Origin of the sequence: Vibrio sp. V12_P9A6T4 (assembly GCF_963874835.1) — a bacterium.
Lineage (GTDB): Bacteria > Pseudomonadota > Gammaproteobacteria > Enterobacterales > Vibrionaceae > Vibrio > Vibrio anguillarum.
On record NZ_CAWNJO010000090.1, the window covers coordinates 1 to 12,547 of the forward strand.

The window sequence follows — 12,547 nt, forward strand, 5'->3', positions numbered from 1 at the left end:
TATACTTATAATTTAAATCAGTAGCTGAGTACTCTGCACATAATTTTATGTGTCATAAAATAATCGACACGTCGTTTGGCTTTCGTCTTTGAGGTGCACTCCCTGCACTCAAATGGCATTCAAAAATTGTATTTTATTCAACCAATTACTGTAGAAGTCATGAACGAAGATAAGTTTACCAATGTCTATCGCTTGCCTGGTTCATTGCAAATTCGCATAGCCACATGGCAGCAAACCTTTAAAGGCACTTCTGATTTAGTGCTTCATCAAGTATTAACCGCTAGAAATAATCAGTATAAACAGGCTGACTTTTGGCCTAAGGGCTGGTGTGTGAATCTGTTTGATGAGAGCGATATTTCCATTACGCAGCACGGTACCTACATTCAAACCAGTATGCGAACGATGATTGATCGCAAAATCTCGTATAAGCGCGTTTATCTCTCTCGACTACCTTTAGAAAAAGCCGAGCCCGCCTTGCTTCGCTTTAAGAAAGAGTGGATCCACAACTACAATAATGTCGCCCAAGAGTATAACAAGAGGAAAAAGAAAGAGTTTATGGCCTTTGCCAGAGAAGAGGTCGAAACACTTTATCCTGCCATTCCTAAAGAACCTTTTGATAAAGCGCTATGGAACCGTTTAGTGGTTTCGATTGTTGGTCACGCCAATAAATTCAACAATCCTTACTTTGTTAAACATGCTGATTTTTAACGTAATAAAATTTAGCGTAATAAAAAAGCCAGAGTGGTTTCACTCCGGCTTTTTTGTCAGACATCGCAAATGAAAAGCACTGGCTGAATAACGTAGAATAGAAGAGCAATTAAGCGTAATTGGCATCCACTAATTCACCAGCAACAACTTTGCTCACTTCAGCACGATTTTCTAACCATTTTACAACCAACGCTTTATCTTCTTCTGTTGCTGAACGGTAGCGATCGGCTGCGCACACAAAGCCGTCAAAGATCTCTAATCCACCACCACCGAAACAAAGACCGATGTTATCAACGTAATCAATAAACTCATCAACGAAGAGATCGTATTGTTCAAAGTCTTTGATAGACGTTGTACAGCTAACTTCAAAACCGAGGATCGCAAATTCACCTAAAAACAGTTTCTTACGGATACGGCGGTTTTTATTTTCTAGCTTGTCGATTTTCATCATATTTTCTCTCTCTGTTTGAATGCGGCATTTATACACCTTTCAGCACCATTTCCAAAATGATTCTTTATATAAACCGCCACAAGCGGACACTTTCACAACAAATTGTTTCAAGATGTGCCAAGACAAAACAAGTTAAAACAAGCCGCTCGTCAAGCTTAGTGACGTCAAATTAAAGTCAAGAAAATCATAATTATTGACTGCTTCGCAACTTAATCTAAAAACTTCGCACAACTTTTGAGCCTGCCACCCATGCACATTTTTATTTCATAGTGCATGGTTAAATCAGCTCATTTAGCCCTTATAAATCGTATTTTTTGAGGTGGATTTATGTTTGATTTAAACGGTGAATGGCGATTGAGCTCACCCGAGTATCCAGATATCCAAATCACGATGACACTGCCCGGCGACCAGTATCATGCATTACTGCAAGCGGGTTTGATCCCTCATCCCTATTATGCATCCAATGAGTCTCAGGTTCAGTGGGCTGGTTTATGTCATTGGGTATTAACAAAAGCGATCACTTTAAATGCGGCAGACCTTCAGTGCCCAAACCACTTACTGGAGCTGAATAAGGTCGATACGTTTGCTGATCTATGGATCAACGGACAGAAGGTTTTACAGTGCCATAATGCTTTTCAAACCTATACCGTTAATATTCGCCCTTATCTGCAAATTGGTGTAAATCATTTTGAATGGAGATTTGAACCTGCCGCTTCGGTAGCCAAGCAAAGAGCCGATGAGCTGCCCTTTCCCATTCCGTGGGCGCAAGGGAATAATCAACTTCCTCACATGAACACAGTGCGAAAACCTCAATGCCATAGTGGTTGGGATTGGGGTATATGCCTTGCTGTTTGTGGTATTTTTGCACCAATGCAATTAAAAACGGTACAAGAATATTCACTGCTGGGTGTGGATATTGAACAAGTTTGGCATGCTTTAACACACGTTACGCTGCACGTGAGAATACGGCATAGCGAATCGCTCTCCACACCCATCACACTTACTTTTGGCGATCAAACTATTACGATCGATAGTGAGGCATTTTGCAACCAAAGCAGTGTAGATATTGATGTTCACCATCCGCATCTCTGGTGGCCAAACGGTTACGGTGACCCTTATTTATACACACTGTCTATTACCATGGCACAGCAGCAGATCAACCGCCAAGTTGGCTTAAGACGTCTCACGTTGCGCACTGATCAAGATTCCATCGGCAGTGAAATGACCTTTATCGTGAATGAGGTCTCGATATCAGTGAAGGGCGCGAATTGGATACCAATGGACGCCATGCCAAGCAAAGTCAATTTTTCCCGTTATCAACAGCTGTTACGAGCCGCACAAGAAGCTCACATGAATATGATTCGTGTGTGGGGAGGGGGTGATTATGAACACGATCATTTTTATCAACTTTGCGACCAACTCGGATTATTAGTCTGGCAAGATCTGATGTTTTCCTGTGCACAATACCCTTCAACACCGAGTTTCTTAGAAGAGGTAAAGCAAGAAGTCACACAACAAATACAACGTTTGAAGCACCATGCTTGCCTTGCCATTTGGTGTGGTGATAATGAGGTGATTGGTTCATTAACTTGGTATCCAGAATCTCGAGAAAACCGTGAAAAATACCTAGTCAATTACGACCGACTCAATCGTTTTTTAGAAATCCTCGTCAATGAACAAGATCCAAGTCGCCGTTTTTGGGCAAGCTCACCTTGCAATGGTGAATTAGATTTTGGTGACGCTTGGCATGATGATAATAAAGGTGACATGCATTTTTGGGATGTGTGGCATTCAGGTAAATCCTTTGACGCTTACCATTCAATATCCCCACGATTTTGTTCAGAATTCGGTTATCAGTCTTGGCCTTCATTTAGTGAAGTGAAGCAGATTATCCCAGGAAGCGACTGGAATATCAGTGCGCCTCATTTTGAACATCACCAAAAGAATGGTCGTGGTAATAGCATCATCACCGAAATGTTTACTCGCTATTTCCGTTTCCCGAATGGCTTCCAGCAGATGCTTTATTTGAGCCAAGTTCAGCAAGCCATGGCGATTAAAACGGCTGTCGAAGCGTGGCGGGCAACCTCACCGATTTGCCGTGGCATATTATATTGGCAACTCAATGACAACTGGCCCGTCGCGTCTTGGTCAAGCATTGAGTATTCTGGACGCTGGAAGCAATTACATTATCACGCCAAACGGTTTTATAACCCGCTTTTGGCCTGTTTTTCTGAAGATGAGAAACACCTATCACTGAGAGCCATTAATGATGCGCCCGGTGAGCAATACCTTGTGGGTGACATATATTGGTTTGGATGGGAAGGAGAATTGCGAAAGCATTGGTCAATCAATGAACGACTGCCCCAAGAGAGTAACCAAATCGTGTGGCAACACACAATAAGGGATTTCACACCAGAAAAAGGCGCGATCTACTTTGTCAGTACGGATGGCCAACGGGATAATTTTTGGCTGCCGGATGTACCAAAACGTTTGCCCTTAAAATCGGCTCGCATATTGTGTGAATATCGTGCGGGCAGTCTCTGTTTGACCACTGACCGACCTGCACTTTACGTTCACCTAGAACATGACAACGTACTACAATTTTCTGACTCCAGCTTCTTTTTGCTCCCCAACCAAATGCGGACAATCGCCTTTAGATCAGACGATAAATCTGACTTAAACTGTACTATTTATCAACTGGCTGAATGAACTGAGCCGAATAAAGACAAACGCTCAGCCTTAAAGAAGGAAACGAAAAAGAGCTGCGCATCAAGCAGCTCTTTGCAAGCTAAACCATTTTTGCTAATGCATGTTAAACATTGGCTCATGTCAAACACTGACTAATGTTGAACACCAGATGGATTTTCACCAAATTCAGTCTGTTGATAAATATCTGCAAGGGTTTTTGCACGTTTTGCTGCCTTGCGTCGTTTCGTTGGTTCAAAGTATTGCTCGACCTGCTTCAATGTCTCTTCATGGTCTTGCGCGGATTGGACAAAGTCTGGGTTGGCTAACGCTTCTTGGCGAAGGCGGTTAACTCGTTCTAGCGTTTCCCACAACATATTTCACCTCCAACTTCACTGTGCATACATACAGCTTAGTAAAGAGTGACATAATGTCAAGCGATTAACTGTGGATTTATACAGTTAATTAAAATAAATGCTCATTATTTCAATGAGTCATTAATCTGCGAGGCCTCTTAAGGTGCGCACGTTGATTCTCGAAGCACTAGCTTACCTAGATAGCGATGTATCTTGGCATCATCCGAGCCCTTCCCTTCAGCCAATTGTAGGGCTAAGGCTACTGCGTCCTTCGTCAGTTGCTCAATGGGAAGCGATATTGTTGAGAGATTGGGCACCGAATACGCAGCCGCAGGCTCATCATCAATCCCCATCACAGAGACCTGATTAGGTACCAAAATGGCATGTTCGTAAAGTGCGCGCATTGCTCCTAGTGCCATATCATCGTTACAGGCAAAAATAGCGCTGAACTCACTCTGTTGTTCTAATAACCGTTGAACCGCGACATAACCCGCCAGCATAGAATTATCACCTTCAACAACGAGCGTGTGATTGAGCTTAATACCAGTCTGCTGCAAGCCTGACTGGTAAGCAGCAAATCGCTGTTGTCCTGTATCACTGTCCAAAGGGCTAGTGATGCAAGCAATGCGGCGATGGCCAAGTTCAAGCAAGTGATTAATCGCTAAAGAAGCGGCTTGATGCTGCTCAAAACCAAAACTATGCAAACCGACTTCTTCCAAGGTTCGATTGAGTACAATCAGTGGCACTGAAACATCAGATTGCAATGATGCCAGCTCATGATTCGACAAATGGCGGCTGTAAAGCATGATGGCGTCACAACGCTGAGTGAGCAATGAGCGCACTGCTGCTAATTCGCCTGCCGCATTATCGTGACTGTCCATGACAAGTAAGGTCTTACGTGCTTGCTCGGCACCTTGTGCTGCTTGATGCAATAAGCTACCAAAATAACTCCCTTGAAACTGAGGAAGTATCAGCCCAATCGCATTTGCACTGTTTGTGGCTAATGCTTGCGCCAACACATTAGGTTGATAACCCAAGGTGGACATGGCTTGTAAAACGGCTTCTCGCGTACTTGCTTTTACTTGGCCAGTTTGGTTGAGTACGCGCGATACGGTGGCTTTAGACACGCCCGCTGCTTTACAAACGTCATTGATTGTCGCCATGGTGACTCCTAATAAAAACCCCCGACTCTTGGAAGCCGAGGGAGTTTACCTAATTTCCTAAGCTGGATGAACGCTCTCAATCAACAATTATTATTGTCATTCCACGTTTATAATTGTTCGCCATTGGTTTTGATCACGGACTGATACCAGTAAAAGCTTTTCTTTTTACTGCGAGCCATTGAACCAGAACCATCATCGTGTTTGTCTACATAAATGAAACCGTAACGTTTTTTATATTCACCAGTGGTGAACGACACACAATCGATGCAGCCCCAAGGGGTGTAGCCCATGACATCAACGCCGTCTATAGCAATGGCCTTCTTCACTTCTCGTATATGTGCTTGTAAATACTCAATCCGATAATCGTCTTGCACTTGGCCTTGCTCATCGACTTCATCGATCGCCCCAAAACCATTTTCGACAATAAAAATCGGTTTCTGGTAGCGTTCATACAACTCAGAAAGCGCGTAGCGAAGCCCTACCGGGTCAATTTGCCATCCCCAATCAGACGCTGTGAGATAAGGGTTTAAGCGACTTTGTTTAAATAAACTGGTTGTTTCACCTTCAGCGTTGCGATCATCAGAGACAATATTTGTCATGTAATAGCTGATCGCAAGGTAGTCGGCACAACCCTTACGCAGTATCGCTTCATCGCCATCGAGCATATCAACGGTTATCGATTTTCGCTCCCATTCACGCCAAATATAGCTTGGGTAATAGCCACGAACTTGCACATCGCTGAACAAGTACTTCTCTCTCATCATTTCTTGAGAGCGGATCATATCTTCTGGACGACACGACGCGGGATAAAGCGGCATCATATGAATCATGCTACCCATTTGAAATTGAGGGTTGATCTTATGACCAAGATCGACCACTAAAGCACTGGCAATAAATTGGTGATGCATGACTTGGTACATCACCTGCTCTGGGTTGTCATGTTCAGTGAAGATCACCCCTGAGTTACAGTAGCCAAACAGTGGGAATTCCCAATTTCGCTGGTTATTGATCTCATTGAAGGTAATCCAGTATTTCACTTTCTGTTTATAACGCTCCATCACCACTTGGCTAAAGTTAACGAAAAAATCCACAAGCTTGCGATTTGCCCATCCCCCGTATTGTTGTACAAGGTGGAATGGCATCTCAAAATGCGAAAGCGTAATAACTGGCTCAATGCCGTATTTCAGCAATTCATCAAAAAGATCATCATAAAATTGTAGCCCTGCTTCATTGGGCGAGACTTCGTCACCTTGTGGAAAAATACGAGTCCAAGCAATTGAGGTTCTAAAACATTTAAAACCCATCTCAGCAAAAAGTGCAATGTCACCTTTGTAATGACTATAAAAATCAACGGCTTCATGATTAGGATAGAAATAATTTGCATCCACACCGGAGGTCATCACCCTAGGTACTTCATGCGCTCCTTTTGAGAGCACATCGACAATGCTGACTCCTTTTCCACCTTGGTTCCATCCACCTTCAACTTGATGTGCTGCTACAGCCCCACCCCATAAAAAATCTTTTGGAAAACCATTCGTTGCCATCGTCATCTACCTCGTCTTCATTTGCTGACTCAATGTACCCTTATGTCGATCTAATATGCTATTTCACGCCATGTGGACACGTTGTATAGAAATACATCATCGCTTTGCTACTTTGCGTGACATCATAAACGATTATCTTAAAAATGTAACCGGTTTCGGAAACCGGTTACATTTAAATTAATAATTCTAATGTTCTCGGAAGAAAATACGCACTATTTGTTACTGACAAGTGGCAAACAGAGACATTCCGTAGCACTTTTGCTGTGACTACTGTATGCTTGCGCCTTTCCGCAACGTGATGCGGATCACTTCCTTATTTACATATCGAGACATTTTAATGAGTTTTGCCTCTCTGGGTTTATCCCATGCCATCCTGAAAGCCGTTGCTTCTCAAGGTTACGAAACACCATCGCCAATTCAGGCGCAAGCTATTCCAGCCGTTCTTGAAGGCAAAGATGTGATGGCAGCGGCCCAGACAGGTACCGGGAAAACAGCAGGATTTACCCTGCCCATTTTGGATCTATTAATTAAAGGCCCAAAAGTAGGCCCCAACCAAGTGCGTGCATTAATTCTGACGCCGACACGTGAATTAGCCGCGCAAGTTGCCGACAATGTGGCAACTTACGGACAAAACCTTCCACTACGCTCTGAAGTTATTTTTGGCGGTGTGAAAGTTAACCCACAGATGATGAAAATGCGTCGTGGAGTAGATATCTTGGTCGCGACACCGGGTCGACTGCTGGATTTATACAACCAAAATGCGATTAAATTTAACCAATTAGAAATTTTGGTCTTAGACGAAGCGGATCGCATGTTAGACATGGGCTTCATTCGTGACATTAAAAAGATCCTTGCACTGCTGCCAGCAAAACGTCAAAACCTACTCTTTTCGGCCACTTTCTCTGATGAAATTCGCCAACTTGCGAAAGGGTTAGTTAACAACCCAGTCGAGATTTCGGTTACGCCACGCAATAGTACCGCCAAAACCGTCAAACAGTGGGTGCATCCTGTAGATAAAGCGAAAAAACCAGCGCTATTGATTCAACTAATCAAAGAAAATAATTGGCAACAAGCGTTGGTATTTACACGAACTAAACACGGCGCTAATCGCTTAACCGCACAACTTGAAGGCAGTGGCATCAGCGCCGCCGCGATTCATGGCAACAAAAGTCAAGGCGCACGTACTAAGGCATTGGCCAATTTTAAAAGTGGTGAGATCCGCATTTTAGTAGCAACGGATATTGCCGCTCGCGGCATTGATATTGACCAATTACCACAAGTGGTAAACTTTGAATTGCCTAACGTCCCTGAAGATTATGTTCACCGAATTGGCCGTACAGGCCGCGCAGGCGCTGAAGGAAATGCGATCTCTTTGGTCTGCGCCGATGAAGCAAAAGACATGTTTGCCATTGAGCGCCTTACCCAAAATTTACTAGAACGAATTGAGGTTGAAGGCTTTGCGCCAGTGAACAAATTACCGGCATCTCCTTCGCTACAACCGATTAAAGCGAAAAAGCCGAAAAAGAACAAACCAGAACATAATGACGGACAGCGCTCTGGTGATGTAGCAAAAGGTCACAGCATAAGCGCGAATACCAAAACTAATGACAGAAAGCCGAAAGCGGCCAATTCCACTCGTTCAAACAGTAACAAACCAAGTGCAAACCAACCCACGAGAAGCGGATCGGCTGGACAAAATAGACCTCGTAGAGCAAACAAAATCGCGGCGAGCTGATATTACTCACTGATTACGACTCTCTGATTAAAAAGTAAAGGCCACTCTCATCTAGTGGCCTTTTTGCTTTTACGCGCCTTTGGGCGGTGTGAATGCGGTTAGAGGAAGTGGCTCTCCTATATATTTCTCTATTTTCACAATTGAAGAGTTACCAGCACAGCCATTGGCTAACCTTGAAGTAGGTATGTCAGCGGTCAGTACGTTGCATCCTCCGTTTTTACATAAACCATGAGGTTTATCAAAATCGGGCCATGCCCCTTCATGAATACAGACCGAACCTTGCTTAATTCCATCCGTGATCAGCGCGCCAACTAAGACTTGGCCACGTTGATTATAAGCACGGACAAGATCGCCATCTTTGATCCCTCGAACTTTTGCATCTTCTGGATGAATCCAGATCGGTTCACGGTTTGCTATCGCATATTGCTCGCGTAGTGCCGCATAGTTTAACTGGCTATGGAGACGATGAGCCGCATGCGATGTCATCAATTGCAGTTCATCGGCTTGAGCATTCCCTACCCACTCCGTTGGCGGCATCCACATAGGATGTGGCGGGCAATCGCTATATTTGAAGCCTTCGATGGTTTTGGAGAAGATCTCAATCTTGCCACTTGGTGTACCAAGAGGGTTCAGGATAGGATCCTCTCTGAAAGAGGAATAACGCACAAACTTCGCGTTCGCTTCGTTCCATTTCATCTCAATGAGCTGATTTTGTTTCCAAAAATAGCTGAAGTTAGGCATTGCAATCCGATTCTGGCGACCGATAGCTTGAGCTCCTTTATAGAAACCAGCCAACCATTCCATTTCGGATTTATTTTCCGTATACACTGCACGTCCGCCCGGTTTTAACAGCTCCGCCATATCAGCAAATACATCAAAATCATTTCGCGCTTCAAATTGAGGCTCAATTGCTTGTTTCATCGGCACTAAATGTTGATTGCTATAATCCCCTGTCATGGTGAGATCATTACGCTCAAATGACGTCGTGATGGGCAGTACAATATCAGCGTGTTTTGCGGCCGCAGTCCAATAAGGCTCAGAGATAACGATGAGTTCCGGCTTTTGCCACGCTTTAATCAAACGGTTGGTATCTTGGTGATGAGTAAAGTTTGCACCGCCTGCCCACCAGATCATTTTGATGTTAGGAAATGTTTTCTCATGCCCGTTGTGTTGATATTGACCGGATGGGTTTTCCAACGCTTCAACAATACGAGCCACAGGAAAACTATTTACTGCTCCAGAAACGGCCCAATCATTACCCGCAGATGAACCACCATCAATAGCCGCTGATATAGCAGGTAAAACACCCGCAGTTCGCGTTGGGTTACCGCCATTGGAATAGTGATATGAAAAACCAAACCCACCACCGGGTAAACCGATCTGCCCTAGCATTGCAGCCAGAGTGACAAGCATCCAGTGTTTTTGTTCACCATATTGCTGACGTTGGATTCCCCAACCAGCCATGATCATGGTTCTATTTTTGCTAAAAATATCAGCCAATAGCTCTAGTTGTTTGGCAGGAACGCCACAAATTGCCTCAGCCCATTGTGCTGTCTTTGGCGTGCCATCAGAATGACCTAGCAGATAAGCTTCAAACTTGTCGTAACCAGCGGTGTATTTATTCAAAAATTCGAGGTTATGTTGGCCCTTTTCAACTAGTGAGTGGGCGATCCCCAACATCATCGCAACGTCAGTACCAGGATGCGGTGCAATCCACTGAGCGTTTTCACCAAAAAATTCGATGGTTTCCGAACGCATAGGATCGATAGCGATAATGGTTTTTTTAGAATGTTTGAGTTGATTAAAAAACTCAAGCCCCGCGCCGTCGGTACTGCTCCATGCTATTTTCAGTGTATTAATAGGGTTGAGCCCCCAAAGCACCACAACATCACTACTTTCAAGTACAACAGGGTAAGTTGTTTGTTGTTCATACACTTCTATTGAGCCTACAACGTAAGGCATGATGACTTGCGCAGCCCCCGTAGAATAATCACCTAAATGACCCGAATAGCCTCCCGCCATACTCATATAGCGTTGCAGTAGGGTTTGGGCTTTATGTAAAATTCCACTGGATCGCCAGCCGTAAGAGCCCGCAAAAATTGACTCGGCTCCATAAGCAGTGCGAATACGAGCATGCTGTTGGTGGATTAATTGCAGCGCTTTTTCCCAACTAACGCGGACGAACTCATCGTCTCCTCGTTTACCATCTGGCATATGGGGATTTGCTAGAAAACCTTTACGCACCATCGGGTATTTGACCCGAGCTTGAGTATGCACTTGATCTGGCGCTGAGGTTTGTAGACTATTGGGTACGGTTTGCGGCAATGCATTCTTTGAGGAAATAATTTTCCCATCCTTAACTTCAACCAGCATAGCGCCCCAACGCCCAGCAGTCAGTACACCAGCTCCTCGCGGTGCGGAAGCGAGAACTGGCATGGGTTTAACCGAAAAAATAGCGACCGCACCTGCAGTTGCACCAGCGCTTTTTAGAAAACTTCGACGTGTGAGAGTAGTCATCACTGAATCCTTATTTCATTTTTTATTGGGCAACAACATCTTTCGCATTGTATTGGAAATATTTCGTGAGGATTTCTAGATCCTCTGCGGAAATAGAGGTACGGTCCCCCATACTTTTTGCCACAGAAGGCCACGCGTTAACCGTAAAATGGTTACTCGGAATTTTGGCATGACATGTTGAACAGTAAACATTGTCCAATTGCTCAGCGTATGCCCAAAGCGAATCCATTTTACCCAACACTGGCGTGTCGATGTCCCCGGCAAGTGTTACTTGACGCCACTGATTTCCGTAGGCATCTTCGTTATACTCTTTTACGCTCAATGCTTTTTGCCCTGCTTCAGTTAACATAGCAATCACAGCACGCTTACCTTCACCCATATACAAGACTTGTTCTGCACCTTGCATCTGATAACCACTCAATTCAACGGTGCGTTTGCCATCGCTTTCATTCAATACTTTCAGCGGCGTCGCTGGATTGATCGTTCCGAAATCAGAAATGGGCGTAGATTGCATCGCATAAACAATAGAAGTGCCCACAGGGGTTAACCTAGCCTCTTCGACTAAATGGGCTAATGCTTGGCTGTCCATTTTGACTTCAGGAAGCATGTGCGCCACACCTTTATGGCAATCAATACAGGTTTGATTATTGTCGATACCGTACTGATGCATTTTTTGTGCTTGCACCGTTTGGTCGTAAATCTCCATCGCATCTTCACTGTGACATGAACGACAGGTCGCAGAATCGTTCGCTTTTAATTGCGCCCAGACAGTTTCAGCCATCTCGGCTCGATGCGCTTCATACTTTTCAGGTGTGCTGATCTTCTTGGTAATGAACTCATGATAGATATCTTTGGACGCCCTGATTTTAGTGACTAAATAATCCATAGTATCAGTGGGGATATGGCAATCAGCACATTCTGCGCGGATGCCTTTGGCATTGCTGAAGTGTACCGAGCCTTGATACTCCTGAAAGGGTGCTTGCATAGTATGACAAGAGAGACAAAATTCCGTACTCGACGTTTTTTCTAAGATGACATGAGTCCCTCCAAGGCTTAACCAACCGAGCAGCACCCCAATAGCAAGAACTCCCACTATCATTCTTTTTTTAATATTCATTATTCCTCACAAATCTCAACGGATGTGGTTTTGACAGAACACGTTGCATTTATGTGATGCGCATCGTATTCCATAAGGAAATCATACCTCCAAAGAGGGATGTCAACTTGACAGTAGTCAATTTAGACAAGGAACAGGCGTGACCTATGTCACCTTTCCTATAAATTGATAAAATAAGAAAATAAATAGCCACACAGATGATAGAAATTAAAAATACATAAAACACAACCGATTGATATTAAAAATAAAAGACAAAAACCCCAAAGATAGG

The 12,547-nt window shown here is 44.0% G+C and carries 9 protein-coding genes; 3 read left to right on the plus strand and 6 right to left on the minus strand.

Annotated elements, in window-relative coordinates; all coding sequences use genetic code 11:
• Window positions 1–75 precede the first annotated feature (75 nt).
• Entirely contained in the window at window positions 76–708 is a 633-nt protein-coding gene (locus tag AACQ42_RS14325) for an MSHA operon transcriptional regulator (RefSeq protein ID WP_019282138.1), read from the plus strand.
• Window positions 709–817: 109 nt separating this feature from the next.
• Here AACQ42_RS14325 and AACQ42_RS14330 read toward each other — a convergent pair whose 3' ends face one another.
• A complete protein-coding gene (locus AACQ42_RS14330; RefSeq protein ID WP_026028717.1) occupies window positions 818–1,156 on the minus strand; it encodes a YggL 50S ribosome-binding family protein in 339 nt (112 codons plus the stop codon).
• Window positions 1,157–1,486: 330 nt separating this feature from the next.
• Here AACQ42_RS14330 and AACQ42_RS14335 point away from each other — a divergent pair, with 330 nt between their 5' ends.
• Window positions 1,487–3,868: a glycoside hydrolase family 2 protein gene (locus tag AACQ42_RS14335; protein WP_094165820.1), complete on the plus strand. Its 2,382-nt coding sequence runs from the start codon at window positions 1,487–1,489 to the stop codon at window positions 3,866–3,868.
• Window positions 3,869–3,999: 131 nt separating this feature from the next.
• Here AACQ42_RS14335 and AACQ42_RS14340 read toward each other — a convergent pair whose 3' ends face one another.
• The 3 genes from AACQ42_RS14340 to AACQ42_RS14350 form a co-directional block, all read right to left on the minus strand.
• Entirely contained in the window at window positions 4,000–4,221 is a 222-nt protein-coding gene (locus AACQ42_RS14340; protein ID WP_010319365.1) for a hypothetical protein, read from the minus strand.
• 137 nt (window positions 4,222–4,358) lie between these two features.
• Window positions 4,359–5,363 carry a LacI family DNA-binding transcriptional regulator gene (locus AACQ42_RS14345; protein WP_094126929.1) on the minus strand — a complete coding sequence of 335 codons (1,005 nt, stop codon included), beginning with the start codon at window positions 5,361–5,363 and terminating at the stop codon, window positions 4,359–4,361.
• Window positions 5,364–5,470: 107 nt separating this feature from the next.
• The gene (locus tag AACQ42_RS14350; protein WP_026028850.1) at window positions 5,471–6,907 is read right to left on the minus strand and encodes a 6-phospho-beta-glucosidase; all 1,437 of its coding nucleotides are present in this window, start codon (window positions 6,905–6,907) and stop codon (window positions 5,471–5,473) included.
• 274 nt (window positions 6,908–7,181) lie between these two features.
• On the opposite strand from AACQ42_RS14350, the gene AACQ42_RS14355 reads away from it, so the two are divergent.
• Window positions 7,182–8,642, plus strand: coding sequence for a DEAD/DEAH box helicase (locus tag AACQ42_RS14355; RefSeq protein ID WP_094165821.1), 1,461 nt, complete (start codon window positions 7,182–7,184; stop codon window positions 8,640–8,642).
• 69 nt (window positions 8,643–8,711) lie between these two features.
• On the opposite strand, the gene AACQ42_RS14360 is transcribed toward AACQ42_RS14355, so the two are convergent.
• Both AACQ42_RS14360 and AACQ42_RS14365 read right to left on the minus strand, forming a co-directional pair.
• Window positions 8,712–11,159 carry a trimethylamine-N-oxide reductase 2 gene (locus AACQ42_RS14360; RefSeq protein ID WP_094149376.1) on the minus strand — a complete coding sequence of 816 codons (2,448 nt, stop codon included), beginning with the start codon at window positions 11,157–11,159 and terminating at the stop codon, window positions 8,712–8,714.
• A gap of 22 nt (window positions 11,160–11,181) precedes the next feature.
• Window positions 11,182–12,276 (minus strand): NapC/NirT family cytochrome c, encoded by a 1,095-nt coding sequence (locus AACQ42_RS14365; protein WP_094165822.1) that lies wholly within the window; start codon window positions 12,274–12,276, stop codon window positions 11,182–11,184.
• Window positions 12,277–12,547 lie beyond the last annotated feature (271 nt).